27 protein-coding genes are annotated in these 25,868 nt (G+C 69.4%); 14 read left to right on the top strand and 13 right to left on the bottom strand.

Annotated elements, in window-relative coordinates; translation table 11 throughout:
* Positions 1-40: 40 nt before the first annotated feature.
* The gene (locus ACE1OC_RS20730; protein ID WP_250738617.1) at positions 41-643 is read right to left on the bottom strand and encodes a PadR family transcriptional regulator; all 603 of its coding nucleotides are present in this window, start codon (positions 641-643) and stop codon (positions 41-43) included.
* Between the two features lie 275 nt (positions 644-918).
* Between ACE1OC_RS20730 and ACE1OC_RS20735 the strand changes: the two genes are divergently transcribed.
* Positions 919-3,462 (top strand): transglycosylase domain-containing protein, encoded by a 2,544-nt coding sequence (locus ACE1OC_RS20735; protein WP_407838261.1) that lies wholly within the window; start codon positions 919-921, stop codon positions 3,460-3,462.
* Positions 3,463-3,551: 89 nt separating this feature from the next.
* The gene (locus ACE1OC_RS20740) at positions 3,552-5,012 is read left to right on the top strand and encodes a glycosyltransferase family 87 protein (RefSeq protein WP_407838262.1); all 1,461 of its coding nucleotides are present in this window, start codon (positions 3,552-3,554) and stop codon (positions 5,010-5,012) included.
* Between the two features lies 1 nt (position 5,013).
* On the opposite strand, the gene ACE1OC_RS20745 is transcribed toward ACE1OC_RS20740, so the two are convergent.
* The 3 genes from ACE1OC_RS20745 to ACE1OC_RS20755 form a co-directional block, all read right to left on the bottom strand.
* Positions 5,014-6,045, bottom strand: coding sequence for an alanine racemase (locus ACE1OC_RS20745; protein WP_250738614.1), 1,032 nt, complete (start codon positions 6,043-6,045; stop codon positions 5,014-5,016).
* A gap of 67 nt (positions 6,046-6,112) precedes the next feature.
* A complete protein-coding gene (locus ACE1OC_RS20750; RefSeq protein ID WP_243331146.1) occupies positions 6,113-7,231 on the bottom strand; it encodes a lipid II:glycine glycyltransferase FemX in 1,119 nt (372 codons plus the stop codon).
* Positions 7,232-7,360: 129 nt separating this feature from the next.
* Complete coding sequence (locus ACE1OC_RS20755; RefSeq protein WP_383939955.1) at positions 7,361-7,675, bottom strand: hypothetical protein; 315 nt, start codon at positions 7,673-7,675, stop codon at positions 7,361-7,363.
* 250 nt (positions 7,676-7,925) lie between these two features.
* On the opposite strand from ACE1OC_RS20755, the gene rpsF reads away from it, so the two are divergent.
* The 4 genes from rpsF to rplI all read left to right on the top strand — a co-directional run bounded on the left by rpsF (position 7,926) and on the right by rplI (position 9,636).
* Positions 7,926-8,216, top strand: a complete 291-nt coding sequence (gene rpsF / locus ACE1OC_RS20760; protein WP_015034882.1) for a 30S ribosomal protein S6 — start codon at positions 7,926-7,928, stop codon at positions 8,214-8,216.
* A gap of 72 nt (positions 8,217-8,288) precedes the next feature.
* Complete coding sequence (locus tag ACE1OC_RS20765; protein ID WP_407838263.1) at positions 8,289-8,891, top strand: single-stranded DNA-binding protein; 603 nt, start codon at positions 8,289-8,291, stop codon at positions 8,889-8,891.
* 43 nt (positions 8,892-8,934) lie between these two features.
* The gene (gene rpsR / locus ACE1OC_RS20770; RefSeq protein WP_005315025.1) at positions 8,935-9,171 is read left to right on the top strand and encodes a 30S ribosomal protein S18; all 237 of its coding nucleotides are present in this window, start codon (positions 8,935-8,937) and stop codon (positions 9,169-9,171) included.
* 18 nt (positions 9,172-9,189) lie between these two features.
* Positions 9,190-9,636: a 50S ribosomal protein L9 gene (rplI, locus tag ACE1OC_RS20775; RefSeq protein WP_243331152.1), complete on the top strand. Its 447-nt coding sequence runs from the start codon at positions 9,190-9,192 to the stop codon at positions 9,634-9,636.
* A gap of 144 nt (positions 9,637-9,780) precedes the next feature.
* Here the strand turns inward: rplI and ACE1OC_RS20780 are convergent, their stop codons facing one another.
* On the bottom strand, positions 9,781-11,118 hold the full coding sequence (locus tag ACE1OC_RS20780; protein ID WP_407838264.1) for an MATE family efflux transporter: 1,338 nt from the start codon (positions 11,116-11,118) through the stop codon (positions 9,781-9,783).
* Between the two features lie 452 nt (positions 11,119-11,570).
* On the opposite strand from ACE1OC_RS20780, the gene dnaB reads away from it, so the two are divergent.
* Positions 11,571-13,034, top strand: coding sequence for a replicative DNA helicase (gene dnaB / locus ACE1OC_RS20785; protein WP_382977853.1), 1,464 nt, complete (start codon positions 11,571-11,573; stop codon positions 13,032-13,034).
* 10 nt (positions 13,035-13,044) lie between these two features.
* Positions 13,045-14,430: a serine hydrolase domain-containing protein gene (locus tag ACE1OC_RS20790; RefSeq protein WP_407838265.1), complete on the top strand. Its 1,386-nt coding sequence runs from the start codon at positions 13,045-13,047 to the stop codon at positions 14,428-14,430.
* 10 nt (positions 14,431-14,440) lie between these two features.
* Here ACE1OC_RS20790 and ACE1OC_RS20795 read toward each other — a convergent pair whose 3' ends face one another.
* Genes ACE1OC_RS20795 through ACE1OC_RS20805 form a run of 3 tightly spaced genes read right to left on the bottom strand, consistent with a single transcriptional unit; the run spans position 14,441 to position 17,036 of the window.
* Complete coding sequence (locus tag ACE1OC_RS20795; protein ID WP_407838266.1) at positions 14,441-15,616, bottom strand: winged helix DNA-binding domain-containing protein; 1,176 nt, start codon at positions 15,614-15,616, stop codon at positions 14,441-14,443.
* A gap of 50 nt (positions 15,617-15,666) precedes the next feature.
* Positions 15,667-16,131 (bottom strand): GNAT family N-acetyltransferase, encoded by a 465-nt coding sequence (locus ACE1OC_RS20800; RefSeq protein WP_407838267.1) that lies wholly within the window; start codon positions 16,129-16,131, stop codon positions 15,667-15,669.
* 17 nt (positions 16,132-16,148) lie between these two features.
* Entirely contained in the window at positions 16,149-17,036 is an 888-nt protein-coding gene (locus tag ACE1OC_RS20805; RefSeq protein ID WP_407838268.1) for a GNAT family N-acetyltransferase, read from the bottom strand.
* Positions 17,037-17,193: 157 nt separating this feature from the next.
* Between ACE1OC_RS20805 and ACE1OC_RS20810 the strand changes: the two genes are divergently transcribed.
* Positions 17,194-17,844 carry an HAD family hydrolase gene (locus ACE1OC_RS20810; RefSeq protein ID WP_407838269.1) on the top strand — a complete coding sequence of 217 codons (651 nt, stop codon included), beginning with the start codon at positions 17,194-17,196 and terminating at the stop codon, positions 17,842-17,844.
* Between the two features lie 121 nt (positions 17,845-17,965).
* Positions 17,966-19,177, top strand: coding sequence for a globin domain-containing protein (locus ACE1OC_RS20815; RefSeq protein ID WP_407838270.1), 1,212 nt, complete (start codon positions 17,966-17,968; stop codon positions 19,175-19,177).
* 27 nt (positions 19,178-19,204) lie between these two features.
* Here ACE1OC_RS20815 and ACE1OC_RS20820 read toward each other — a convergent pair whose 3' ends face one another.
* From ACE1OC_RS20820 to ACE1OC_RS20835, 4 genes are all read right to left on the bottom strand, one after another.
* Entirely contained in the window at positions 19,205-19,684 is a 480-nt protein-coding gene (locus ACE1OC_RS20820; RefSeq protein ID WP_250738602.1) for an NUDIX domain-containing protein, read from the bottom strand.
* Between the two features lie 118 nt (positions 19,685-19,802).
* The gene (locus tag ACE1OC_RS20825) at positions 19,803-20,966 is read right to left on the bottom strand and encodes a cystathionine gamma-lyase (RefSeq protein WP_407838271.1); all 1,164 of its coding nucleotides are present in this window, start codon (positions 20,964-20,966) and stop codon (positions 19,803-19,805) included.
* A complete protein-coding gene (locus ACE1OC_RS20830) occupies positions 20,963-21,460 on the bottom strand; it encodes a low molecular weight protein-tyrosine-phosphatase (RefSeq protein ID WP_407838272.1) in 498 nt (165 codons plus the stop codon). Before ACE1OC_RS20830 ends, ACE1OC_RS20825 begins: the two co-directional genes overlap by 4 nt.
* A gap of 12 nt (positions 21,461-21,472) precedes the next feature.
* Positions 21,473-21,856 carry a phage holin family protein gene (locus tag ACE1OC_RS20835; RefSeq protein ID WP_407838273.1) on the bottom strand — a complete coding sequence of 128 codons (384 nt, stop codon included), beginning with the start codon at positions 21,854-21,856 and terminating at the stop codon, positions 21,473-21,475.
* A gap of 90 nt (positions 21,857-21,946) precedes the next feature.
* On the opposite strand from ACE1OC_RS20835, the gene ACE1OC_RS20840 reads away from it, so the two are divergent.
* From ACE1OC_RS20840 to ACE1OC_RS20855, 4 genes are all read left to right on the top strand, one after another.
* Positions 21,947-22,264, top strand: coding sequence for a cupin domain-containing protein (locus ACE1OC_RS20840; protein WP_250738593.1), 318 nt, complete (start codon positions 21,947-21,949; stop codon positions 22,262-22,264).
* Between the two features lie 167 nt (positions 22,265-22,431).
* Positions 22,432-22,650 (top strand): DUF5326 family protein, encoded by a 219-nt coding sequence (locus ACE1OC_RS20845; RefSeq protein ID WP_266960205.1) that lies wholly within the window; start codon positions 22,432-22,434, stop codon positions 22,648-22,650.
* A gap of 291 nt (positions 22,651-22,941) precedes the next feature.
* Entirely contained in the window at positions 22,942-23,679 is a 738-nt protein-coding gene (locus ACE1OC_RS20850; RefSeq protein ID WP_407841626.1) for an IclR family transcriptional regulator, read from the top strand.
* Positions 23,680-23,776: 97 nt separating this feature from the next.
* Positions 23,777-24,226, top strand: coding sequence for an SsgA family sporulation/cell division regulator (locus ACE1OC_RS20855; protein ID WP_243331178.1), 450 nt, complete (start codon positions 23,777-23,779; stop codon positions 24,224-24,226).
* 170 nt (positions 24,227-24,396) lie between these two features.
* Here ACE1OC_RS20855 and ACE1OC_RS20860 read toward each other — a convergent pair whose 3' ends face one another.
* Positions 24,397-25,803, bottom strand: coding sequence for a YibE/F family protein (locus tag ACE1OC_RS20860; RefSeq protein WP_407838274.1), 1,407 nt, complete (start codon positions 25,801-25,803; stop codon positions 24,397-24,399).
* Between the last annotated feature and the right edge of the window lie 65 nt (positions 25,804-25,868).

Raw genomic sequence — 25,868 nt, forward strand, 5'->3', positions numbered from 1 at the left:
TCCCTGTTTGTTCTCGGACGAGGCCTGCGAGATGCAGACCTCACTTTGCAGTTTCGTCGGACGGACCGGGTCGTCTCTGATCCCGTCCCGCCCGCTCACTCTCGATGAGCTCGTTCAGCCAGCGCACTTCGCGCTCCACGGATTCCATGCCGTGGCGTTGCAGCTCGAGCGTGTAGTCGTCGAGCCGCTCGCGTGTGCGAGCCAGCGAGGCGCTCATCTTCTCCAGGCGCTCCTCAAGGCGGCTGCGACGGCCTTCCAGCACCCGCATGCGTACGTCTCGTTCGGTCTGACCGAAAAAGGCGAAGCGGGCGGCGAAGGACTCGTCCTCCCAGGCATCGGGGCCCGTGTGGGAGAGGAGCTCCTCGAAGTGCTCCTTACCTGCTGCCGTCAACCGGTAGACGATCTTGGCGCGGCGCCCTGCGAGTGAAGCGGCGAGAGCGTCCTCCGGGGCGTTGCCCGGCTCTTCGATCAACCATCCGTTGGTGACGAGCGTCTTGAGGCAGGGGTAGAGCGTCCCGTAACTGAACGCCCTGAACACCCCCAGCGAGGTGTTGAGCCGCTTGCGCAGCTCGTAACCGTGCATCGGGGATTCGCGGAGCAGGCCGAGAACAGCGAACTCGAGGATGCCTGAGCGCCTGCTCATCCGCCTGCCCTTTCCCCCGCCTCGGAGTCTTTATGTCGAGCTGATGTATCGGCTCGATACATCCAGACGATAGAACGGGTAGCCGTCAGCTACAAGTGGTGACACGGTGACCGGCGTCACATCACTGATTTGCCTGAGGCAAGTTGCCTGATTTGGGGTGAACTTCGGCACTGATTGGCTTTTGGGCGTGCGTAGTCTGTGCGCCATGACACCGGGGGGACCGGAACTCACCTGCCGCTTCCAGGCCACTCGCCTGCCCGAGGAGTAGTCGTTCGATGAGCGAGCACCGCCGCAAACCGCAACAGCCCCAAGGCGGCGGCCGCGCCGCCGCCCGCAAGGCTGCCCAGCAGCGCCCCTCCAGGGGCGCCGGTTCAGGGCGTGACGTCCCCACCGCGTCACCCAGTGGGCCGTACGGACAGCAGCCGGGTCACGGCAGCCGGTCGGACGCCCGGAGATCCGCCGGCCGCGCCCCGGCGGGACGGGGCAGGGGCGCCGCGGGCGCCGGCCGCCCCAAGCGGTTCATCAACTATCCGCGCGGCGAGAAGGTCGGCTGGAAGCGCTTCGTCCCCTCCTGGAAGTTCGTCTGCGGCACGGCCCTGGGCTTCTTCGCGATCATCACGGCGGGCGCCGGCATCGGCATCGCCATGGTGAACAAGCCCGACGCGAACAAGACGGCCGATGCGCAGAACAACGTCTTCTACTGGTCCGACGACACCCAGATGGTCGCGACCGGCGGCTCTGTGAACCGCCAGATCGTCCCCATCGAGAAGATCCCCCGCTCGATGCAGAACGCCGTGATCGCGGCGGAGAACGAGTCCTTCGAGTCGGACAAGGGCGTCGACCCGATGGGCATCGCCCGCGCCGTGTGGAACATGGCCAAGGGCGGATCCACCCAGGGCGGCTCGACGATCACCCAGCAGTACGTGAAGAACACGTACCTGGACTCGGACCAGACGCTCAAGCGAAAGGTCACCGAGCTCTTCATCTCGATAAAGCTGGGTGTGAGCGAGGAGAAGAACACGATCCTCGCCGGCTATCTGAACACGGCCTACTACGGTCGTGACGCCTACGGGATCCAGGCTGCCGCGCGCGCCTACTTCGGCAAGGACAGCCAAGACCTGACCCCCTCCGAGAGCGCCTTCCTCGCCGCCGTGCTCAAGGGCCCGAACCTCTACAACCCCGACGGCGGCATCGGCTCCGCGGCCACGCCCGAGGCGAACAAGGACCGGGCCGTGAAGCGCTGGGCCTGGGTGCTGGACCGCGAGGTCGAGGTGGGCCGCATGCAGAAGGCGGAGCGGGACCAGTTCAAGGAATTCCCCGCCCTGATCGAGGCTCCCGAGGCCGCCGGCATGTCCGGCCAGATCGGTTACCTGGTCGAGACGGCCAAGCTGTACATGCTCAAGACCAACGGCATCAAGGTCGAGGACCTGGCCAAGGGCGGCTACCGGATCTACACCACCTTCGACAAGACGAAGGTGGACGCGATGGTCAAGGCCGTCGAGGGCACCCGTGACGGGATGCTCGACGAGAAGTTGCGGCCCGATACGGACACCTTCGTGCAGTTCGGCGCGGCCTCGGTGGACGTGAAGACCGGAGCCCTCGTCGCCCTCTACGGCGGACCCGGCATGGACAAGAAGCACTTCAACAACAACGCCAACACCTCCGGTGTCCAGGTCGGCTCGACCTGGAAGCCGTTCGTGCTCGCGGCGGCCATGCAGTACGGCACCCAGAACTCCAAGGGCAAGGGGATCTCGGCCGACAGCAAGTACATGGCCAGCGACCTCACGGTGATCAACAACCGTGCGGGCCAGCCGCTGCGCGACGGCTCCGGCAAGCCGTTCAAGCAGAAGAACGAGAGCCCGACCGACTACGGCTACGTGACCCTGAACAAGGCGATGGAGGACTCCATCAACGTCCCCTTCGCCCAGCTCGTCTTCGACGTCGGCCACGACAAGGTGAAGAAGGTCGCCGAGTCGACCGGCATCCTGAAGGAGTCCTTCGACCCGAACGACAACGCCTCCTTCGCGCTGGGCACCTCGACCCCCAGCGCCATCCGGATGGCCGACTCGTACGCCACCTTCGCCGCCTCCGGCACCCACCACGACCCGTACTCGGTGCGCAGCGTCAAGAAGGACGGCAAGGACGTCCCCGGGTTCGAGGCGCCCAAGGCGGAGCGGGCCATGGACAACTCCATCGCGGACAACATCACCAAGGTCCTGCGCAACGTCGTCGAGAACGGCACCGGTACGAAGGCCAAGAAGCTCGGCCGGCCCGCCGCGGGCAAGACCGGTACCACTGACAAGAACATGTCGGCCTGGTTCGTCGGCTACACCCCCGAGCTGTCCACCTCCGTGGCGCTGTTCCGCTCGGACCCCAGCGCGGAGAAGAAGGAACTCATCTCGATGAGGGGCGTGGCGGGCATCCCCTCCCTCCACGGTGGTGACATCCCGGCCGAGATCTGGACCAAGTACATGAAGGAGGCGCTGAACGGCGTCCCGGAGTCGGACTTCCCGGAGCCCGACGACATCGGCGTCGTCGCGGACGCCTCCGGTGCTCCCTCGCCCTCCCCCTCGCCGTCCCCCTCGCCCTCGCCCTCGCCGTCTCCGTCGAACTCCCCGTCCCCGTCCCCCAGCCCCAGCCCTTCGCGCAGCGCCGGCAAGCCGACCTGCAAGCCGTGGGCCATCTGCGACCCGGACCCCAGCGCCAGCTCCTCCCGGTCCCCCTCGCCCTCGCCCAGCAAGACGGGCGGCGGCAGGCCGGGCGGCGCGACGAACGGCGGCAGCGGAGGCTTCCCGATAGGGGGCTCCACGGGCGGCTGACCGAGCGCCCACGACACGGCAGGAGAGGGCCGTCGCACCGAGTGCGGCGGCCCTCTCCCATGTGCGGCGCCGTACGGCAGGATGTGCGCATGACGAAGGTGCACGAGGACAGCCCCGTACTGCCCACCCAGCAGGACGAGGTGGCCGCCGCGGGGAGCGAGCTCATCGGCGGCCCGCTGGGCCGCTACGCCCGGCTGGGCGGCCACTGGCTCACCCCGGTGCGGGTCGTCGTGCTCGTCGCCCTGGGGATGTTCGCGCTCGGCATGGTGCAGAAGCTGCCCTGCTACGACTGGGCGTGGTTCCGCGGGGCCGGGTCCCAGTACACCCACGCCTGCTACTCGGACATCCCGCACCTCTACGTGGTGCGCGGCTTCGCCGACGGCCTCACCCCGTACTTCGACCGGATCCCGGGCGACATGCAGTTCCTGGAGTACCCCGTGCTCACCGGGCTCTTCATGGAGATCGCCTCCTGGATGACCCCCGGCAGCGGCTCCATGCAGCACCGGGAGCAGATGTACTGGATGGTCAACGCGGGCATGCTGATGGTCTGCGCCGCCGTGATCGCGGTGTGCGTGGCCCGTACCCACCGCCGGCGGCCCTGGGACGCGCTGCTCTTCGCCCTCGCACCGGCCTTCGCACTCACCGCGACCATCAACTGGGACCTGCTGGCCATCGCCCTGACCGCCGCCGCGATGCTCATGTGGTCGCGGAGCCGGCCGGTGTCCTTCGGCGTCCTGATCGGTCTGGCCACCGCGGCCAAGCTCTATCCCGTGCTGCTGCTCGGGGCCGTGTTCGTGCTCTGCTGGCGGGCGGGGAAGTGGCGTGCGTTCGGAGAGGCGGTCGGCGGCGCCGTGGTCGCCTGGCTCGTGGTGAACCTGCCCGTGATGTTCTTCGCCTGGGAGGGCTGGCAGAAGTTCTACACCTTCAGCCAGGAGCGGCCCATCGACTTCGGATCCGTGTGGCTGCTGATCTCCCAGCGCTCCGGGAACCCCCTCGAAGGCGCCAACACCTATGCGACGGGCCTGACGCTGCTGCTGTGCGCGGGCGTCGGCCTGCTCACGCTCACCGCGCCCCGCCGCCCCCGCTTCGCCCAGCTGGCCTTCCTGCTGGTGGCCGCCTTCATCCTCGTCAACAAGGTCTACTCGCCCCAGTACGTGCTCTGGCTCATCCCGCTCGCCGCGCTGGCCCGGCCCCGCTGGCGGGACTTCCTGATCTGGCAGGCCGGCGAGGTCGTCTACTTCCTGGGCATCTGGTTCTACCTCGCCTACACGACCAGCGGGGACAAGCACCAGGGCCTGCCGCTGGAGGGCTACCAGCTGGCGATCACGGCCCACCTGCTGTGCACGCTCTACCTGTGCGCGGTGGTCGTACGCGACATCCTGCTGCCCGAGCGGGACGTGGTGCGGCGCGACGGCTCGGACGACCCCTCCGGGGGTGTCCTGGACGGCGCCGAGGACGTCTTCACGTTTCCGCGTACGCCGAAGGCGCCGCAGGACGCGGCGCCTTCGGAGGGTCAGCGAGTGGAATGGGGCGCGCGCCCCGGGGAGTGACTCAGGCGTCGAGCACCCGGTCGAACTGCGTGGTGGTGTGGCGCAGGTGCGCCACCAGCTCGTCGCCGACCTTCGGCTCGGGAGAGTCCGACGGCACGAACAGGATGGACACCTGCATGTGCGGCGGCTCGGCGAACCAGCGCTGCTTGCCCGCCCACACGAACGGCGACAGGTTCCGGTTGACGGTGGCGAGTCCGGCCCGGGCGACACCCTTGGCGCGCGGCATCACCCCGTGCAGGGCCTTGGGGGCCTCCAGTCCGACTCCGTGGGAGGTGCCGCCGGCGACGACGACCAGCCAGCCGTCGGAGGCGGCCTTCTGCTGCCGGTAGCCGAACCGGTCGCCCTTGGCGACGCGGGTGACGTCGAGCACCGCGCCGCGGTACTCGGTCGCCTCGTGGTCGCCCAGCCACAGCCGGGTGCCGATGCGGGCCCGGAAGCGCGTCTGCGGGAACTGCTGCTGCAGCCGCGCCAGCTCCGAGGCCTTCAAGTGGCTGACGAACATGGTGTGCAGCGGCAGCCGGGCCGCGCGCAGCCGGTCCATCCAGCCGATGACCTCCTCGACGGCGTCCGAGCCGTCCGGGCGGTCCAGCGGCAGGTGCAGGGCGAAGCCCTCCAGCCGGACGTCCTCGATCGCCGAGTGCAGCTGGCCGAGCTCCTGCTCGGAGATCCCGTGCCGGCGCATCGAGCTCATGCACTCGATGACCACACGGGCGCCGACCAGGCCGCGCACCCCGTCCAGCGAGGACACCGAGCGGATGACCCGGTCCGGCAGCGGCACCGGCTCCTCGCCGCGCCGGAACGGGGTGAGCACGAGCAGGTCACCGCCGAACCAGTCCTTGATGCTGGCGGCCTCGTAGGTCGTGCCGACGGCGAGGACGTCGGCACCCATCCGGGTCGCCTCCTCGCACAGCCGCTCGTGACCGAAGCCGTAGCCGTTGCCCTTGCAGACGGGGATCATCCCCGGGAACTGGTCCTGGATCTGCTTCTGGTGCGCACGCCAGCGCGCGGTGTCGACGTAGAGCGTGAGCGCCATGCCCGTCCGGAGCCTCTCTCGAAAAGCTGCGTGGTGCAGCGGTGCGGTGTGTGTGGATGGGGCGGGGTCAGCGACGCGACATGTAGATGTCGAGCGCCTTGTGCAGCAGCTTGTTGAGCGGGAAGTCCCACTCGCCGACGTACTCGACGGCCTCGCCGCCCGTGCCGACCTTGAACTGGATGAGGCCGAACAGGTGGTCGTTCTCGTCCAGGGTGTCACTGATGCCGCGCAGGTCGTAGACGCTTGCACCGAGTGCGTAGGAGTCGCGCAGCATGCGCCACTGCATCGCGTTCGAGGGACGGACCTCGCGCTTGTGGTTGGCGGAGGCGCCGTACGAGTACCAGACGTGCTGGCCGACGGTGAGCATCGTGGCGGCGGCCAGCGGCTCCCCCTCGTGCGTGGCGATGTACAGCCGCATCCGGTTGGGGTCCTCGGAGTTGAGGGCCGTCCACTGGCGCTGGAAGTAGCTGAGCGGGCGCGGGCGGAACTTGTCGCGCTCGGCCGTGACCTCGTACAGCTTCTGCCAGGTCGGCAGGTCCTCGTAGCCGCCCTGGACGACCTCGACACCGGCCTTCTCGGCCTTCTTGATGTTGCGGCGCCACAGCTGGTTGAAGCCCTTGAGGACGTCGTCCAACGAGCGGTTGGCCAGCGGTACCTGGAAGACGTACCGGGGCTGGACGTCGCCGAAGCCGGCTCCGCCGTCCTCGGCCTGCTGCCAGCCCATCCGGCGCAGCTTGTCGGAGACCTCGAAGGCGCGGGGCTCGATGACGGAGGCCTCCACGTCGCGCAGGCGCTTGACCTCCGGGTCCTGGATCCCGGCCTTGATGGCGGTCGAGTTCCAGCGGCGGATGACGACGGGCGGGCCCATCTTCACGGTGAAGGCGCCCTGCTGCTTGAGGTGCGCCAGCATCGGCTGGAGCCACTCTTCGAGGTTGGGGGCGTACCAGTTGATGACCGGGCCCTCGGGGAGGTACGCGAGGTACCGCTTCACCTTGGGCAGCTGTCGGTACAACACGAGTGCGGCGCCGACGAGTTCGCCGGACTGGTCGAACCATCCGAGGTTCTCGGAACGCCATTCGTTCTTCACGTCGGCCCACGCCGGGACCTGGCAGTGGCTAGCCGAGGGCAGGCTCTGGAGGTAGCCCAGGTGCTGCTCTCGGCTGATGGTCCTCAGGGACAGGCTCATGCGGGGCGTCTCCTCGGCGGCTTCGCTGGCTATGGCGCGAAGCCTACTGCGACGGGGGCGCCACCCATCTGGGGGACAGGCCGTGCCCGGGCCGGTGGGAGGCCGGCGCCCCGTCGCGGAGGCACCCGGTCAGCCCAGCCAGCCGCCGAAGAGACCGCCGTGCGCCATGCCGAGGAAGAAGCCGATGGCAGAGGCTCCGAGGCCGATGATCAGCGCTGTGCGCTCGCGTGTCGTGACGGAGATGAACTGGCCGTAGAGGCCCGTGACGATCCCGATCAGCCCGGTCCAGGAGCTGAGCAGGTGCAGGTGGTGGAAGAAGCCCGTGACGAACGCCACGGCGCCGAGGACCAGGGTGACGGCCACCAGGGTGTCCTGGAGCGGATGGGGCTTGCCGTCGGTGGCGAAGAGCGAGATGGAGGACTGAGGACGCATTGCCTGTGCCATCGGAAGGCACCTCCTGGCTGCAGCAGAGCGGTGCTGCGGGCTTCCTCCGGCAGACGCCGAAGGCATAGCACCGAGCACACCCGATGCATACAGATTGTGGCCTCCTGCCGCCGGATTTCAACCGGAAGGAGTGGAGGAGGTAGTCTGTACAGCTGCGCGGTGTCTGCTCTGCAGATGCCGTGCGCACGCATCACGACCCTCCTGCCACGGAACGACCGTGGCCGCTGAGTCCAAAGGAGGTGGGTTCCACATGCGTCACTACGAAGTGATGGTCATCCTCGACCCCGATCTCGAGGAGCGCGCTGTCTCCCCGCTGATCGAGAACTTCCTTTCTGTCGTCCGTGAGGGCAACGGAAAGGTCGAGAAGGTCGACACCTGGGGCCGTCGTCGTCTCGCTTACGAGATCAAGAAGAAGCCCGAGGGCATCTACTCGGTCATCGACCTTCAGGCCGAGCCTGCGGTCGTCAAGGAGCTTGACCGACAGCTGAACCTGAACGAGTCGGTTCTCCGGACCAAGGTCCTTCGCCCCGAGACCCACTGAACTTCGGTTCAGCGGTAATCGGGACCGAGTAGCACAGCAGCCCAGCAGCAATCCCCGCCGAGAGGTTCATCCATGGCAGGCGAGACCGTCATCACGGTCGTCGGCAATCTCGTCGACGACCCCGAGCTGCGCTTCACCCCCTCGGGTGCGGCGGTCGCGAAGTTCCGTGTCGCGTCCACTCCCCGCACCTTCGACAAGCAGACCAATGAGTGGAAGGACGGCGAAAGCCTGTTCCTCACCTGCTCGGTCTGGCGCCAGGCGGCCGAGAACGTCGCCGAGTCCCTTCAGCGGGGCATGCGCGTCATCGTGCAGGGCCGGCTGAAGCAGCGGTCGTACGAGGACCGTGAGGGTGTCAAGCGCACGGTCTACGAGCTGGACGTCGAGGAAGTCGGCCCCAGCCTGAAGAACGCCACGTCCAAGGTCACCAAGACCACTGGTCGCGGTGGCCAGGGTGGATACGGCGGCGGTGGCGGCGGTCAGCAGCAGGGCGGCGGCGGTGGCAACTGGGGCGGAGCCCCCAGTGGCGGCGGCCCCCAGGGCGGCGGAGCTCCCTCCGACGACCCCTGGGCGTCCAGTGCGCCGGCCGGCGGCCAGCAGCAGGGCGGCGGCGGTGGCGGTTGGGGCGGAAGCTCCGGCGGCGCCGGCGGTGGCTACTCGGACGAGCCGCCCTTCTAGGGCAGCTCGCACCCCCACTTCTTGATTTCACAGGAGAGACACAATGGCGAAGCCGCCTGTGCGCAAGCCTAAGAAGAAGGTCTGCGCGTTCTGCAAGGACAAGACCGCGTACGTGGACTACAAGGACACGAACATGCTGCGGAAGTTCATTTCCGACCGTGGCAAGATCCGTGCCCGCCGCGTCACCGGCAACTGCACGCAGCACCAGCGTGACGTCGCCACGGCTGTGAAGAACAGCCGTGAGATGGCACTGCTGCCCTACACGTCCACCGCGCGATAAGGAAAGGGTGACCGAATAATGAAGATCATCCTGACCCACGAGGTCTCTGGCCTCGGCACCGCCGGCGACGTCGTCGACGTCAAGGACGGCTACGCCCGCAACTACCTGGTCCCGCGTGGTTTCGCGATCCGCTGGACCAAGGGTGGCGAGAAGGACGTGGCGCAGATCCGCCGCGCCCGCAAGATCCACGAGATCGCGACGATCGAGCAGGCCAACGAGTTCAAGGCCAAGCTCGAGAACGTCAAGGTCCGTCTGGCCACCCGCGCGGGTGACGCCGGTCGTCTCTTCGGTTCCGTCACGCCCTCCGACATCGCCACGGCGATCGAGGCGTCCGGTGGCCCGAAGGTCGACAAGCGCCGCGTGGAGCTGGGCTCCCCGATCAAGACCCTCGGCTCGTACCAGGTCTCCGTGCGTCTGCACGCTGACGTGGCCGCGACCGTCGGCATCGAGGTCGTCGCCGCCTAAGGGCTGCGCATGAAGGGCCGCACCCCTGTGGGGGTGCGGCCCTTCTTCGTTGTTTCACGTGAAACAGAGGTCGCGCACGGGCGTTGTTTCACGTGAAACATCGCCCCCGGGCTGCCTCACGGCTCCCCCCAGGGGTGCCGAGGTCTAGCGCGTGGCTCCGGCGACCAGCCAGCGGCCCGAGCGGGCCCGCAGCTGGAGGGTGACCATCCGGACCAGCATCATCACGGTCATGGCGCACCAGAGGGCCGTCAGCCCGCCGCCCAGGGCCGGTACGAGCAGGGCGGCCGGGGTGAAGACGGCCAGGGTCAGCAGCATGGCCCAGGCCAGGTACCGGCCGTCGCCCGCACCCATCAGGACGCCGTCGAGGACGAAGACGATGCCGGAGACGGGCTGCGAGAGGGCCACCACGAGCAGGGCCGGCAGGAGGGCGTCCTCGACGGCGGGGTCGCTCGTGAAGAGCGGGATGAACACCGGGCGGGCCGCGATCACGAGGAGGCCCAGGACGATGCCGGAGGCGATCCCCCACTGCACCATGCGGCGGCAGACGGCCTTGGCCCCGTCCGTGTCGCCCGCGCCGAGGTAGCGGCCGATGATGGCCTGCCCGGCGATCGCGATCGCGTCGAGGGCGAAGGCGAGCAGGCTCCACAGGGAGAGCAGGATCTGGTGGGCGGCGATGTCGGCGTCCCCGAGGCGTGCGGCCACGGCGGTCGCGATCAGCAGGACGGCCCGCAGGGACAGGGTGCGGACCAGCAGGGGCGCTCCGGCCTGCGCGCAGGCCCGGATGCCCTCGGCGTCGGGCCTCAGGGAGGCGCCGTGCCTGCGGGCGCCCCGGACGACCACGACCAGGTAGGCGGCGGCCATGGCGCACTGGGCGATCACTGTGCCCCAGGCGGAGCCGGCGATGCCGAGGCCGGCCCCGTAGACGAGGGCGACGTTCAGGGCTCCGTTGAGCGCGAAGCCGCCGATCGCGACGTAGAGCGGGGTTCGGGTGTCCTGGAGGCCGCGGATGACACCGGTGGCGGCGAGCACCACGAGCATCGCGGGGATGCCGAGGGCCGAGATCCGCAGGTAGGTGATCGCGTACGGGGCGACGGTGTCGGAGGCCCCGAAGAAGGAGATCAGGGTGGGCGCAGTCGGCAGCACGACGGCGACGACGGCCGCGCCGAGGAGCAGGGCGAGCCAGATTCCGTCCATGCCCTGCCGGATGGCGGCCTGGAGGTCGCCCGCTCCGACGCGGCGGGCCACGGCGGCGGTGGTGGCGTAGGCGAGGAAGACGAAGATGCTCACGGCCGTGGTGAGGAGTGCGGCCGCGATGCCGAGACCGGCCAGCTGGGGTGTGCCGAGGTGGCCCACGATGGCGCTGTCGGCCATCACGAAGAGGGGTTCGGCGACGAGGGCGCCGAAGGCGGGGACGGCGAGTGCGAGGATCTCGCGGTCGTGCCGTCTCGGGGCAGCCTTCGGTGCGGTGGGGGCCTGTCTCATGTGCTCAATCTAATCTTCCACAGGTAATAGACGCAAGGCCTCTGGACTCCTTACCGATACGCCGATTCGAGCGTTCGTCCCACCTCGTTGGAGGCGATCTTGAGACAGTGGCGAAGAATTTTCTTCCCCACAGCCGGTGGAGGAAGAAATGCCAGGTCAGGTGGGGTAAGTGGGTAGGGCAGGTGATTTTGTCCACAGCGCCGTCCCCCGGTCCGTGCACAGCTTCCGGGGAGTTACCCACAGCATTGGCGCCGTCATCCACACCTCATCCACACAGCCTGTGGATAACAAGATTGGCTGACGTCGCTCGCGGCCCTACCGTGGTGCGTTGTCCGACTCGCCGAGAGCCGATTCGGGTGCCCCAAATGTCAGAGCCGTGTCGTAGAAAGAGTGACACGGCAAGGTCCGCGTTGCGGACGGGAGGAGGCGGCCCGGTGAGCATGTCCGAGCCCATGGACGACCCCTGGGCCGACAGCGGTCCAGGTGACCGTCTGCCCGCCCGTCCGCGCCGCAACGGCGAAGGCCGTGGCCGCGGGGACGAACAGAGCGATCGGGGCCGCGAGGGCGGCTCCTGGGACGGCGGGGGCGGCGGCTTCGAGCGGGTCCCGCCCCAGGACCTCGACGCCGAGCAGTCCGTCCTGGGCGGCATGCTGCTGTCCAAGGACGCCATCGCCGACGTGGTCGAGGTGCTGAAGGGCCACGACTTCTACCGCCCGTCGCACGAGACGATCTACCAGGCGATCCTCGACCTGTACGCCAAGGGAGAGCCGGCCGACCCGATCACCGTCAGCGCCGAGCTGACCCGGCGCGGTGAGATCAGCAAGATCGGCGGGGCCCCCTACCTGCACACCCTCGTCCAGTCGGTCCCCACGGCGGCGAACGCCGAGTACTACGCGGAGATCGTCCACGAGCGGGCGGTCCTGCGCCGTCTGGTCGCGGCCGGTACGAAGATCACGCAGATGGGCTACGCCGCCGACGGGGACGTCGACGAGATCGTCAACAGCGCCCAGGCCGAGATCTACGCCGTCACCGAGCAACGGACCTCCGAGGACTACCTGCCGCTCGGCGACATCATGGAGGGCGCCCTCGACGAGATCGAGGCGATCGGATCGCGCAGCGGCCAGATGTCGGGCGTCCCGACCGGCTTCACGGACCTGGACTCGCTGACCAACGGTCTGCACCCGGGCCAGATGATCGTCATCGCGGCCCGCCCCGCCATGGGTAAGTCCACCCTCGCGCTGGACTTCGCCCGCGCCTGTTCCATCAAGGCCAATCTGCCCAGCGTCATCTTCTCCCTCGAAATGGGGCGCAACGAGATCGCGATGCGCCTGCTCTCGGCGGAGGCCCGGGTGGCCCTGCACCACATGCGTTCCGGCACGATGACGGACGACGACTGGACCCGGCTGGCCCGCCGGATGCCGGACGTCTCCGCCGCCCCGCTCTACATCGACGACTCCCCGAACCTGTCGATGATGGAGATCCGGGCCAAGTGCCGCCGCCTCAAGCAGCGCAGCGACCTCTCGCTCGTCGTCATCGACTACCTCCAGCTGATGCAGTCGGGCGGCTCGCGCCGGCCCGAGAGCCGCCAGCAGGAGGTCTCGGACATGTCCCGAAACCTCAAGCTCCTGGCGAAGGAGCTGGAGGTCCCGGTGATCGCGCTGTCCCAGCTGAACCGTGGTCCCGAGCAGCGCACCGACAAGAAGCCGATGGTCTCCGACCTGCGTGAGTCCGGCTCGATCGAGCAGGACGCCGACATGGTGATCCTGCTGCACCGCGAGGACGCCTACGAGAAGGAGTCCCCCCGAGCGGGTGAGGCGGACCTGATCGTGGCGAAGCACCGTAACGGTCCGACGGCCACCATCACCGTGGCCTTCCAGGGCCATTATTCGCGGTTCGTGGACATGGCCAACACGTAGCATCCGCCCCATGGATGCCGTTTCTGAAGATCTTGTCCTGCTGCCCGCGACCCGGCGTGCACTGAGCCACCGAATCGCGGTCGCGCAGCGCGAAGGCCGGGCTCCGTCCCTGGTGGCGACCGTGGTGCGGGGTGGAGAGGTGGTCTGGGAGGGGTCCCGGACCATGGTCGAGGGGCACGGTCCGGACGGAAACGTGCAGTACCGGATCGGGTCGATCACCAAGACGTTCACCGCCGTGCTGGTGATGCGGCTGCGGGACGAGGGCCTGCTGGAACTGGGCGACCCGGTCGAGAAGTTCCTTCCGGGAACCGGAGTCGGCGAGGTGACGGTGGGGCAACTGCTGTCCCATACGGCCGGGCTGGCGGCGGAGACGCCCGGCGAGTGGTGGGAGCGCACGGCGGGCACGCTGCGGCCGGAGCTCTCGGACGTCCTGGGAGAACACCCCTTCCGCTTCGAGCCCGGACGGCGCCACCACTACTCCAACCCCGGCTACACCCTGCTCGGTTCGCTCGTGGAAGCCGTCCGCGCGAAGCCGTGGGAGGACGTGCTCCGCGCCGAGGTGCTGGAGCCGCTGGGGCTGGAGCGCACGACGGCGCAGCCGGTGGCTCCGCACGCCGGCGGCTGGGCGGTGCACCCCTGGGCGGACGTGATGATGCCGGAGCCCCTGGAGGACCTCGGGCTCATGGCCCCGGCCGGCCAACTGTGGTCCACCACCGGCGATCTGGCGAAGTTCGCCGCCTTCCTCGTACGGGGCGACGCGCGCGTGCTGAGCGCGGAGTCCGTACGGGAGATGCGGACGTCGGCCACTCCCCCGGAGCCGGGCCTCGCCGACCTCGGATACGGGCTCGGGATGCAGCTGACGCTGAGCGGCGGGCGCCGGCTCGCGGGCCACAGCGGCTCGCTGCCCGGCTTCGTCGCCGGGCTGTGGCTGAGCGAAGCGGACGACGTGGCCGCGGTGGTGCTGGCCAACTGCACCTCGGGGCTGCCCGCTTCGACGCTGGCGGCCGATCTGGTGGGCATCGTCGCCGAGGCGGAGCCGCGGATCCCCGAGCCGTGGCGGCCGCTGCGGGAGGCCGATCCCGTCGCGCTGGACCTCTGCGGCCCCTGGTACTGGGGCACGTCGGCCCAGGCCGTACGGCTGGGCTACGACGGATCCCTGGAACTGGGCCCGGTGGGTGGCAGCGGCCGGGCCGCGCGTTTCCGGCCCGAGCCGGACGGTAGCTGGACCGGACTGGGCGGCTACTACGCGGGCGAGTCACTGCGGGCCGTACGGCGGCCGGACGGATCGGTGAGCCACCTCGACCTCGGCTCGTTCGTGTTCACCCGCGAGCCCTACGACCCGCAGGCGCCCGTGCCCGGCGGGGTCGATCCGCAGGGCTGGCGGGGCATCGGCTAGCGGACCGCCCTCACCCCACTGCGAGTTCACGCTCCAGCGGGGTGCGCATGCGCGGGGTGATGCGGGCCTCCCCCACCCAGGCGGCGAGTCGGTCGGCTTCGGCGGCGATGGCCCGCTCGGCTTCGCCGCCGGGGTCGCCCAGCAGCCGGTGGACGAACTCTCCGTCGGCGCGCTGGGCCCAGCCGCCGACGATCCGGCCGTTCCACCACACGGTGGGGCCGATGTTGCCGGCGTAGTCGAAGAGGGCCGGGCGGTGGGCGGGGTCGAGGTGGAAGCCCCGGTCCGCCCAGCCCATCGCGCTCGGGTCGAGGGCGGGCAGCAGGGCGGCCCAGGGCTCCTGCTCCGGTTCGGGCCCGGTGTCACCGGGGCTGACGAGCGCGGTGGTGCCGTCGTCGAGCCGGACCGTGTCGGGGCCGACCGCGGCAAGGGCCTTGCGCACGTCGGTGAGGGTCCAGCCCGTCCACCACTTGAGGTCGGCCTCGGTGGCCGGACCGTACGACCGGAGCCAGCGGCGGGCCAGCTCGGCGCGGGCCTCGGCCGGCGGGACGGCGGGCCAGGGCTCGGTGTGAACCCAGCGGTACTGGCTGGAAGTCCACGATCCCCGGGGCCGGTCCCGGCGGATGCGGCCGTCGGCGGCGAGCAGCCGGATGACGTGGGTGGCGACGCCCACCTGCGCCTCGTACTTCCCGCCCCGCTCGACGGTGACCTTCCGGCGCAGTACGGGTACGGCAGCCGAGAGCTGGCTGCCGGTGGACGGACCGTGGCTGTCGAGCGCGTCGAGCGTGGCGCTCTCCGCCCCGGCGAGCCAGTCGGCATCGAGGCCGTGACCGTCCTCGGCGAGCCGTTTGAGGAAGTTCCGCCGCTCTTTCGCGGCGATGGCCCGCGCGGTGGAGGAGTCGACGTACGGGGCGAGCTCGGTGGAAACGGCGAAGAGCGTACGGCGCATGCTGAGCAGCCGTACGAGGCTCACGTCCTCGTACAAGGCCCGTTCGACCGTCCCCGGCCCGCCTTCGCTCAGCCGGGCCCGGGCCGAGAGGAAGACCGTCGACGCGTCGGTGGCGTGCAGCCCGATCACGGCGTCCGCGACCTCGGGCACGCTCGCGGCGCGGGCCGACGGCGCGAGGCGGTGCCGGCGGCCGAGGCGACGTCGGCGCTCCGCGGTGCTGATGAGGGGGAGGCTGCTCATCTTCCCGATCGTAGGCCGGGCCGCCGACGGCGACCCGGCCCACACGGGGCTCAGAGCTGGAGCTTGAACCCGACGTGGGAAGCGGTGAAGCCGAGCCGCTCGTAGAAGCGGTGGGCGTCGGTGCGGGTCACGTCCGAGGTGAGCTGGACGAGTGAGCAGTTCTCCGCACGGGACTGCTCGATCGCCCATTCGATGAACCGGGTGCCCAGTCCGCTGCCGCGTTCGTCGGCGTGGACGCGCACGCCCTCGATGATCGAACGGGTGCTCCCCTTGCGGGAGAGCCCGGGGACGATCGTCAGCTGGAGGGTGCCGACGACGCGGCCCGCACGGACGGCGACGACCACGTGCTGGTGGGGATCGTCCGTCAGCCGCTTGAGCGCCGCCACGTACGGGGTGAGGTCGTCAGGGGACTCCCGGGTGGCGCCGAGCGGGTCGTCCACGAGCATCGCGACGATCGCGGGCAGGTCCTCCTCGGTGGCCGTCCGGATGAGCAGGTCGGAACTGGTGTCGGTCATGGTCTGATCCTCCTGGCTCAGCCGGCCGCCACGGTGAGCGGAGCCCAGCGGCGGGTCCAGTCACCGGGCAGGTCGGGGATGCCCCGGGTCATCACGGCGTTGAAGGCCACGGAGCCGAGACCACGGTCCTTCAGCCAGCCGAGCAGCTCTTCGTGGCGTACGTCGACATCGGTGCGCAGGGGCCGGTCGGTGGCCGCCGCGAGGGCGGTGACCAGGGCGCGGGCCGCATCGGTGTCTCGGGCCACCAGCGGTCCGATGACATGGGTCTCCATGTTCGGCCAGATGGCTCCGTAGCCGATCAGCTCGCCGGACGGGTCCTCGGCGACGAGCAGCCGGTCCGTGAAGGCCGGCAGCCGGGTGACCATGTGGGTCCGGTCGGCGCCGAAGACCTCGGCGTCCAGCAGCAGGATCCGCGGGACGTCCTCGCCACCGGCGGGCCGGACGCGGATTCCGTCCTGTGCGGGAGCGGCGGCATCCGGGCTGAAGGACCCCCGGAGCATCTCGGCACGGCCGGTGGTGTCGAAGCCGAGCTCCTCGTAGAGGGGGCGGCCGTACGGGGTGGCGTGCAGGGTGAGCGGAACGCCCTTGAGGAGGTCGTCGCAGATGTACGTCATCAGGTGCCGGCCCAGACCCTGGCGGGCGTAGCGCTCGGCGACCAGGACCATGCCGATGGCGGCGAGTTCGGGATCGGCCAGCGGAGGACCGTAGTGGGTGACCACGCAGACCGTGGCGAGTCCCAGGCCGTCGGGGGCGTCGATGCCGTAGCCGTGTCCGGCGGCGAGCAGCAGCCCCCACTTGTGGTCCTCGCGGGGCCAGCCGCGGTCTTCTGAGAGATCGGCGCAGTGGCGGAGGTCGTCCACGGTCAGTGCGCGGATGGGAAGGGCGGTGAGATGGGGTGGTGTCACGGCCTCAGAGTGGTTCATGGACCGGGACCCGGTACAGGGGATTTGGGGTGGATCTTTTGGGGTCGATGTTTCACGTGAAACATCGACCCGCCGCCGTGTGCGCCGTCCGGGGCGGGGCACTGTTTCACGTGAAACATAGGGACTAGCCTCGATGGCTATGACCCGCCTTCATCTGTTCGACCTCGACGGAACGCTGATGTACGGCACGTCGTCGCCCGTCGAGATGTCCCGGCAACTCGGGCTGAGCGAAGAGATCGCCGCGCTGGAGCGGTCCTTCGCCGCGCTGGAGCTCGAGCCGTACCAGTTCGCGACGGCCATCCAGCGGCTCTGGGCGGATCTGACCCCGGCGCACGTCCGGGCGGCGTTCGACGCGGCTCCGTGGCTGCTGGGGATCCAGGAGGTCTGGAGTGAGATCCGGGACCGCGGGGACTACTGCGCGGTGATCTCGCTGTCGCCGTCGTTCTTCGTGGAGCTCTTGCTGGAGTGGGGGGCGCACGCCGCGCACGGCTCGATCTTCCCGGAAGTGCCCTTCACCCGGCCGGTGGACGTGGCCGGGATCCTGACGCCGGAGGGGAAGGTCACGGTCGCCGACCAGCTGTGCGCGCGGTTCGGCGTGACCCGGGCCGACTGTGTGGCGTACGGGGACTCCAGTACCGACGTGGCGCTCTTCGACGTGGTCCCGGTTTCGATCGCGGTGAATGCCCGGCCCTACCTGGTGGAGCGGGCGACGCACGTCTACGAGGGCCGGGACCTGCGTGAGGCATACCAGCTGACAGGGGTGGCGCGCATGGGAGTTGAGGCATCTTAAGGGGAAAGTGGGTTCGAAACGCGGATTTCCCGCATTTCCCCGCAGGCTCTGGGGCGGACTGGCACGCTGTGAAACCCGGAACCACGGATTCGAAGGCCGTGGCGCGTGCAGACCTACCGAGATGCTCGAAGCGAGGCACCGCATGGACGCTCCGCCCACCAGATCGGCAAGACGGGGGCCGTCCCGGATACCGTCCGGGGACAGTGCGCCCGAGCCCTCACCCGATGCCGTTCTCATCCGCCGGACCCTCGCGGAGATCGCACCCGTCGCCGACAAGGTGACCTCCTACTTCTACGCCGTCGTGTTCACGGGATACCCCGATCTCCGGGGGCTGTTCCCCGCCGCGATGGACGTACAGCGCGACCGGCTGCTGAAGGCGCTGCTGACGGCCGCCGAGCACATCGACAACCCCGAGGTGCTCACCGCCTACCTGCGCCGGCTGGGCACCGGGCACCGCAAGTACGGAACCCGGCCGGAGCACTATCCGCCGGTCGGAGAGGCCCTGATCGGGGCGCTGGCCAGGTACGCGGAGTCCACCTGGGGGCCGGAGACCGAGGCCGCCTGGGTCCGGGCGTACACCGCGATCTCGCAGATCATGATCGACGCGGCGGCCGAGGACGAGCCCAAGGCGCCGCCGTGGTGGCACGCGGAGGTGGTCTCCCACGATCTGCGCACCTCCGACATCGCGGTGATCACCGTCCGTCCCGACCAGCCCTACTCCTTCCTCGCGGGCCAGTACACGAGCCTGGAGACCCCGTGGTGGCCGCGGATCTGGCGGCACTATTCCTTCGCCTCGGCGCCGCGCGGGGACGGACTGCTGTCCTTCCACGTCAAGGCCGTTCCGGCGGGATGGGTCTCCAACGCGCTCGTCCGGCACGCCCGGCCCGGCGACGTGCTGCGGCTCGGGCCCCCGGCGGGATCGATGGTGGTCGACCACAGCACCGACAACGGAATGCTGTGTCTGGGCGGCGGCACGGGAATCGCCCCGATCAAGGCGCTGATCGAGGACGTGGCCGAGCACGGAGAGCGGCGTCCGGTGGAGGTGTTCTTCGGAGCGCGCAGCGACGACGACCTGTACGACAAGGACACGCTGCTGGGGCTCCAGCGCTCGCACCCCTGGCTGTCGGTGCGCCCGGTGGTGTGTGACGAGGGGCTCGCCAGACAACTGCCGCAGGCCGTCGGTACCCACGGGCCCTGGAGCTCGTACGACGCGTTCGTCTCGGGGCCGGCCGCGATGATCCGCAGCGGGGTGGACGCGCTGAAGAGGATCGGGATCCCCGGTGACCGGATCCGGCACGACGAGGTGGAGGAACTGGCGGGCGTCGCCGGCTGATTGCGGCGGCGCCCGCGGTGAGGTGGGTCAGCCCAGGTCGGGGGCGTGCATGGCGCGCACGCCCTCGATGTTGCCGTCGAGGTAGTGGCGCAGGGACAGCGGGACGAGGTGCACCGCGGCGATGCCGACGCGGCTGAAGGGCACGCGGACGATCTCGTACTCGCCCTCCGGCTCGTCGATCTCGGGGCCGTGCCGCTGGCTGGGGTCCATGGATTCGAGGTGGCAGACGAAGAAGTGCTGCACCTTGACGCCGGTCACTCCCCCGTCGGCGATGTGCTCGATGGTGTCGACGAAGCAGGGCACGACATCGGTGATCTTCGCGCCGAGTTCCTCGTGGAGTTCTCGGTGGAGGGCGTCGACGACGGTCAGGTCCGAGGATTCGACGCCCCCGCCGGGAGTGAGCCAGTACGGGTCGACGCCGGGTTTGGTCCGCTTGATGAGGATCAGGTCGTCACCGTCGAGCAGGATCGCGCGGGCGGTGCGTTTGACCACTGGACGTTCGGTCATGGGAGAAGAGTGGCCCAGACTTCCGCTTCTGAAACGCGTCCGGGTGAAACCCGCCGGTCGGGGATCCGGGCGGTCCGAGCCGCCGGACGGCGTGCTCGGACCGCCTTCGGGCGGCCGGTCAGCTCTTCGCGGCCGCCAGGTCGAGTGCCCGCAGCACGTCCGCGACCAGGTCCTCGGTGTCCTCGGCCCCTGCGGAGAAGCGGATGAAGCCCTCCGGAACGGCGTCGCCGCCCCACCGCCGGCGGCGCTCCGCGGTGGACCGCACGCCTCCGAAACTGGTGGCGTCCTCGACGAGCCGCAGGGCGGCCATGAACCGTTCCGCGTGTGCGCGATCGGCCAGGGTGAAGGAGACCACGGAGCCGAAGCCCCGCATCTGACGCGCGGCCGTCTTGTGGGACGGGTCCGACGGCAGGCCCGGGTAACGCAGCCCGGTGACGTCACCGCGGTCGGCTAGGGCCTCGGCGACGGCGAGCGCGTTGGCCCACTGGCGCTGCGCGCGCAGCTGGATGGTGGACAGGGAACGGTGGGCGAGCCAGGCCTCCATGGGGCCGGGGATCGCGCCGACCACCTTGCGCCAGCGGCGGATGCCCGCGGCGAGCTCGGCGTTGCGGCAGACGACGTAACCGAGCAGCAGGTCGCCGTGGCCGGTCAGCCCCTTGGTGCCGCTGGCCACCGAGAAGTCGGCACCCAGTTCGAGGGGGCGCTGGCCGAGCGGGGTCGCGAGGGTGTTGTCGACGGCGACGAGGGTTCCGCCGGCGTGCGCCGCGTCCACGAGGCGCCGTACGTCGCAGACGTCGAGCCCCGGGTTGGACGGGGTTTCCAGCCACAGCAGCCGGGCTCCGTCGAGCACCGAGAGCTGGGCGTCCTCGCCGGTGGGGGCGGTGCGCACGTGGACCCCGTACGCCTCCAGCTGCTCCCGTACGAGGGGCAGGGCCTGGTAGCCGTCGTCCGGCAGGACGACGGTCTCGCCGGCGCGCGCCTGGGAGAGCAGGACGGCGGAGACCGCGGCCATGCCGGAGGCGAAGACGACCGTGTCGGCCCCGTTCAGGCCGGGGGCCTCCAGCTCCCCGATGGCCCGCTCCAGCAGGGTCCAGGTGGGGTTGGTGTCGCGGCCGTAGGCGTAGGGGCCCTCGACGTCGCCGGGAAGGTGGAAGTGGGCGGCGAAGACGGGGCCGGGCAGCGGAGGCTCGTTCTTGACGGGCTCCGGCAGGCCGGCGCGGACGGCGACGGTGCCGTCGCCGAGCCGCTCCGCCTTCGGCGGCACGGGGTCGGGGGCGCTCATGGGGTGTGCTCCTTCTCCTTCACGGCTTCGCTCACGGCGGCCAGCAGGCCGGGGCTCGCGGCCTCGACCAGTTGCAGGCAGTCCTCGAATCCGTCGAGGGGGCCGTAGTAGGGGTCCGGTACGTCGGTCTGGGCGGCGGAGGCCGCCGGGTCGTAGGACCGCAGCAGCCGGACCTTGGCGGCGTCCTCAGGGGTGGAGGCGAGCGCCCTCAGGTCACGCAGGTGCCCGGCGTCGAGGGCGATGACGAGGTCGAGGCCGGCGAACCAGGAGGCCCGGAACTGCCGGGCCCGGTGGCCCGGCTCGTACCCGGCGGCCTCCAGGACGGCTACGGTGCGCGGGTCGGCCCCGTCACCCTCGTGCCAGCCGCCGGTGCCGGCGCTGTCCACCTCGACCAGGCCCGAGAGCCCGGCGTCGGCCACGTGGGAGCGGAAGACCGACTCGGCCATGGGCGAGCGGCAGATGTTGCCGGTGCAGACGAAGCACACGCGGTACATGGGCGCCCGGCTTCAGTTCTTGTCGGGCAGGACCATGTTGGCGGCCCAGGAGACGATGGAGATGATCAGGGCGCCGACGATCGCCGACCAGAAGAAGTCGTCGACGTGGAAGCTGAGGTCGAACTGCTTCGCCAGCCACGAGGTCAGCAGCAGCATCGCCGCGTTCACCACGATGGTGAAGAGGCCGAGGGTGAGGACGAAGAGGGGCAGCGAGAGCAGCTTCACCACCGGCTTGACGGCGAAGTTGACCAGGCCGAAGATCAGCGCGACCAGGATCAGGGACAGAGCCCTCCGTCCCGTGCTGCTGCCTTCGTCCAGCGTGATGCCGGGGACGAGCCAGATGGCGACGGCCAGGGCTGCCGCGTTGGCGAGGGTCTTGACTACGAAATTCGTCATGTGTCTGATCGTTGCAGAGATGGTCCCGGTGGAACATCAGCTGATCTGCGGATGCTTGCCGGACGAGAGAGCACAAGGGGTACAAAGAAGATGAAGGCCTTCCGGCTGGATGAGCTCGAGGCCGAGCGGGCCGCGAACAAGGGTGCCTACCTGCAGTTCCTGCGCGAGCGGAACATGTCGGTCGGGCTGTACGCGCTGGACGCCGGGCAGAGCGATCCCCAACAGCCCCACGGCCAGGACGAGGTGTACTTCGTCGTGAGCGGCCGGGCCTCGATCACCGTCGGGGAGGAGACGACGATGGTCGCCAACGGGAGCGTGGTCTACGTGCCGGCCGGGGTGCCGCACAAGTTCCACCACATCACCGAGAACCTGAAGGTGATGGTCGTCTTCTCTCCGCCGGAAGGGTGAACGACCCCCTGGGGCACTGAGGGTCCGGAGCCCCGTCCCCCTAGGGGTTGGATCAGGGGACTACGAGGGCTCGCGGGCCCCCGCCGAGGGCCCTGGCCTCCTAGCATCGAGAGCAGGAGTTCACCGGCTAGACGTACTAGGAAGAAGAGGTCGAGGACATGGAAGGCATCCGAGCGATATTCGAGGGCATGCCCTGGTGGGTCAAGTGGGTCGCCGTTCCGCTGCTGGTGCTGTTCGTCTTCGGTGGCGTGATCACCAGCATCATCGGTGCGCTGATCGGCTTCCTCTTCAAGGCGCTGCTCCTCGTGGCCCTCGTCGGCGGCCTGATCTTCGTCGTCAGGAAGTTCAAGGGCACCGAGTCGAAGTCCTCCGCCGGAGAGTGGTAGAACTGGCGCAACCAGGGTCACAGCGGGATTAACCCAGCTGAGGGAACGTGAAGCGCTAAACCGCTCACAGCCCCGGAATCGGCGGATAGAGTGGCAATCTGTGCCGTTCCCTGGGCACCGAACGCCGGTACTGCCGCGCTGACCTGCGGTTCTTTGTTACAGCCACCGAGCACGACCCCCAGGAGTCACGGCACACGCGGGGGCGGCCCCCGCAGGGCGGGCCCCCCCAAGGCTCGCCGCCACGCCTGGGGGTGAGCTTTGTCTTCGGTTCACAATGCCGGTGTGCCGACTCTGATCGGTTCGGTGCAGCGGGCACTGAGGCTGCTCGAAGCGGTGGGTTCCCATAGTGAGGGAGCCCCGGCGAAACAACTGGCGCGCGAGGCCGGGCTCCCGCTTCCCACCGCGTACCACCTGCTGCGCACCCTGACGCACGAGGGCTATCTGCGCCGGGAGAGCGGAGTCTTCGTCCTGGGGGACGCCGCTGGCCGACTGGCCGGTGGCGGGCTTCAGCAGAAACGTCGCAGCATGATCCTCGACTCCCTCGCGCACTTCCGCGACGCGGTCGGGGCCCCCGTCTACTTCGCCGTCTACCGCGAGGGTGAAATCGAGGTCGTGGGCGTCTCGGACACCCCGGCGAACCCGGCCTGCGAAGAGTGGGCAGATTTCCGCGAGACCGGCCACGCGCACGCCATCGGGCAGTGCCTGCTCGGCCAGCTCGACGAGAAGGCGCGCAAGGACTACTACGACCGTCATCCGGTCGAGGCCATCACCGCCTACACCGTGCGGGACGTACGGGCTCTGGAGCAGCGGATCAGCTCCATGGAGCGGATGCAGCCGGTGACCGAGCGGCAGGAATACGCCCTGGGCACGGTGTGCGCGGCCATCCCCATCACGGCCGGCGACACCGCCGCGACGATGGCGATTTCTCTTCCTCTGCACCAAGAAAGTCGATTGCTGTATGCGGTCGATCGGCTACGGAGTGAAGTAGGCGCGCTGTTGAGCACCCTCTCGTTCTCTATCAGTATCTGAAAACTCACTCCTTGTGATCTGCAAGCGCTTCCACCACTCTTGTCAAGAGGGCCTTGGGGGATCATTCCTGGCCACTTCCACTACAGCGGGGTAGGCAATGCGCGAGTCGGTACAGGCAGAGGTCATGATGAGTTTCCTCGTTTCCGAGGAGCTCTCGTTCCGGATCCCGGTGGAACTCCGGTACGACGCTCGTGACCCCTACGCAGTCCGCCTGACCTTCCACCTTCCCGGAGATGCGCCCGTGACCTGGGCGTTCGGCCGGGAGCTCCTTCTCGACGGCATCAACAAGCCGTGCGGTGACGGCGATGTCCACATCGCCCCGACCGATCCGGAGGAACTGTCCGACGTCCACATCCGGCTGCAAGTAGGTGCAGACCGGGCTCTCTTCCGCGCCAGCGCGGCGCCACTCGTGGCGTTCCTCGACCGTACCGACCGGATCGTTCCGCTCGGCCAGGAGCGCAACCTCGGGGACTTCGAGGAGAACCTCGACGAGGCGCTCGACAAGATCCTCGCGGAGTCGCAGCAGAACGAGCAGAACGCGGGCTGACGCGAGCCCGGCCGGACACCTCGTGACCAGGGTGCGCCGGCAAGCATCACCGCACCACCGCATCACCGCACCACGGCTCAGCGTGCCGACACGCTGAGTGCTCCGCCTTGCCGTTCCTCACGACCGGCCGCCTGCGCGAAACTGACCCGTCGCGCGCGCCGGTCCGCCTTTCAGCGCTTGCGTCGCCGGCCCCGGCCGCCGCGGAGCGGCCCCGAGGCCGCTGTGGCCGCCGGGGATTCCGCGCGGTCCGCGGACACCACCAGTGCGGCCAGAGCCGTCGTCACGGGTACCGAGGCGACCAGTCCGATCGAGCCCACGAGGGTTCGTACGATCTCCTCCGCGACCAGCTCGCTGTTGGCCACCGACCCCATGCTGCTGTTCGCGATCGAGAACAGCAGGAGCAGGGGCAACGCCGCGCCCGCGTACGCCAGTACCAGCGTGTTGACCACCGAGGCGATGTGGTCCCGCCCGATGCGGATGCCCGCCCGGTAGAGCCCGCGCGGGCCCATCGACGGGTCGGCCTGGTGGAGTTCCCAGACCGCCGAGGTCTGAGTGACGGTCACGTCGTCGAGTACGCCGAGCGATCCGATGATGACACCCGCAAGCAGCAAACCGCTCATGTCGATGTTCGGGTAAAGCCCGTGGATCAGCCCGGTGTTGTCGTCCGTGTTGCCGCTGAGGAACGCCCAGTCGATGAACAGCGAGCCCAGCAGGCCGATCAGCAGCAGCGAGATGATGGTGCCGAGGACCGCCACCGAGGTGCGGGCCGTCAGCCCGTGGCACATGTAGAGCGCGATCAGCATGATCGCGCTGGCTCCGACCACCGCCACGACCAGCGGATTCGACCCCTGCAGGATCGCCGGGAGGATGAAGAGGGTCAGCACGGCGAAGCTGACGACGAGGGCGATGAGCGCGAACAGCCCGCGCATCCGCCCGACGATGACCACCGAGAGGGCGAAGATGCCGGCGAGCAGGGCCATCGGCAGCTTGCGGTTCACGTCGATCACGGAGTACTGGAGATCCCGGGGCGCGTCCGGGGCGTAGGCGACCACCACGCCCTGGCCGTCCGTCAACTGTCGTGGTGCGCCCGGCTGGACGATCTCGACGAACTCGCGGCCCTTGTCGGGCCCGCTGCCGACCTTGATCGTGGCCTTCTTGCACTCGCCGTTCTGCGCGGCCAGGGCCTCGCGCCCCTCCGGGGTGGAGGTGTCGCCGGTGGGCGGCACCTGCGAGGCGTTCACGGATTTGCAGTCGACGTTCTGCAGCGCGACGACCGAGCCCTGCTGGGTCTGCCGGTCGAAGCCGACCCCGGTGCGCTCGTGGCCCGGCGCACCACCGGGCCAGAGCACCACCATGCCGATCACGACGGCGGTGGCGAAGGGGATCAGCACGGCCGCGATCACCTTGCGCAGGTGCTTCGAGACGGGGGCCGCCGGGCCATGGCTGTGCGCATGGCCGTGGGAGTGTCCGGCAGAGGGGGCGGGCGAGTGACCGGGTTCCGCGTGCGCGTGGCCTGCGTGGCCGGCGTGACCAGCGGGATCCGTGGGTTCGGTGGGGGGCTGCGGCGAGGACGTCACTGACTGATCATCGCAACAGATGAGGGGGCCCACTGTTCAGCACGCCACACATGACGCTAGCGTGG

The organism is Streptomyces stoeckheimensis (assembly GCF_045822005.1).
In the GTDB taxonomy this organism is placed as follows: Bacteria; Actinomycetota; Actinomycetes; order Streptomycetales; family Streptomycetaceae; genus Streptomyces; species Streptomyces stoeckheimensis.

Coding starts and splice junctions, on each gene's coding strand:
- ACE1OC_RS20855 (WP_243331178.1), top strand. CDS start 23,777: ATGCGCGAGTCGGTACAGGCAGAGGTCATGATGAGTTTCCTCGTTTCC.
- rpsF (WP_015034882.1), top strand. CDS start 7,926: ATGCGTCACTACGAAGTGATGGTCATCCTCGACCCCGATCTCGAGGAG.
- ACE1OC_RS20740 (WP_407838262.1), top strand. CDS start 3,552: ATGACGAAGGTGCACGAGGACAGCCCCGTACTGCCCACCCAGCAGGAC.
- ACE1OC_RS20830 (WP_407838272.1), bottom strand. CDS start 21,460: ATGTACCGCGTGTGCTTCGTCTGCACCGGCAACATCTGCCGCTCGCCC.
- ACE1OC_RS20835 (WP_407838273.1), bottom strand. CDS start 21,856: ATGACGAATTTCGTAGTCAAGACCCTCGCCAACGCGGCAGCCCTGGCC.
- ACE1OC_RS20735 (WP_407838261.1), top strand. CDS start 919: ATGAGCGAGCACCGCCGCAAACCGCAACAGCCCCAAGGCGGCGGCCGC.
- ACE1OC_RS20750 (WP_243331146.1), bottom strand. CDS start 7,231: ATGAGCCTGTCCCTGAGGACCATCAGCCGAGAGCAGCACCTGGGCTAC.
- ACE1OC_RS20745 (WP_250738614.1), bottom strand. CDS start 6,045: ATGGCGCTCACGCTCTACGTCGACACCGCGCGCTGGCGTGCGCACCAG.
- ACE1OC_RS20810 (WP_407838269.1), top strand. CDS start 17,194: ATGACCCGCCTTCATCTGTTCGACCTCGACGGAACGCTGATGTACGGC.
- ACE1OC_RS20790 (WP_407838265.1), top strand. CDS start 13,045: ATGGATGCCGTTTCTGAAGATCTTGTCCTGCTGCCCGCGACCCGGCGT.
- rpsR (WP_005315025.1), top strand. CDS start 8,935: ATGGCGAAGCCGCCTGTGCGCAAGCCTAAGAAGAAGGTCTGCGCGTTC.
- ACE1OC_RS20815 (WP_407838270.1), top strand. CDS start 17,966: ATGCTCGAAGCGAGGCACCGCATGGACGCTCCGCCCACCAGATCGGCA.
- ACE1OC_RS20795 (WP_407838266.1), bottom strand. CDS start 15,616: ATGAGCAGCCTCCCCCTCATCAGCACCGCGGAGCGCCGACGTCGCCTC.
- ACE1OC_RS20755 (WP_383939955.1), bottom strand. CDS start 7,675: ATGGCACAGGCAATGCGTCCTCAGTCCTCCATCTCGCTCTTCGCCACC.
- ACE1OC_RS20765 (WP_407838263.1), top strand. CDS start 8,289: ATGGCAGGCGAGACCGTCATCACGGTCGTCGGCAATCTCGTCGACGAC.
- ACE1OC_RS20825 (WP_407838271.1), bottom strand. CDS start 20,966: ATGAGCGCCCCCGACCCCGTGCCGCCGAAGGCGGAGCGGCTCGGCGAC.
- ACE1OC_RS20800 (WP_407838267.1), bottom strand. CDS start 16,131: ATGACCGACACCAGTTCCGACCTGCTCATCCGGACGGCCACCGAGGAG.
- rplI (WP_243331152.1), top strand. CDS start 9,190: ATGAAGATCATCCTGACCCACGAGGTCTCTGGCCTCGGCACCGCCGGC.
- ACE1OC_RS20780 (WP_407838264.1), bottom strand. CDS start 11,118: ATGAGACAGGCCCCCACCGCACCGAAGGCTGCCCCGAGACGGCACGAC.
- ACE1OC_RS20840 (WP_250738593.1), top strand. CDS start 21,947: ATGAAGGCCTTCCGGCTGGATGAGCTCGAGGCCGAGCGGGCCGCGAAC.
- ACE1OC_RS20820 (WP_250738602.1), bottom strand. CDS start 19,684: ATGACCGAACGTCCAGTGGTCAAACGCACCGCCCGCGCGATCCTGCTC.
- ACE1OC_RS20730 (WP_250738617.1), bottom strand. CDS start 643: ATGAGCAGGCGCTCAGGCATCCTCGAGTTCGCTGTTCTCGGCCTGCTC.
- dnaB (WP_382977853.1), top strand. CDS start 11,571: ATGGACGACCCCTGGGCCGACAGCGGTCCAGGTGACCGTCTGCCCGCC.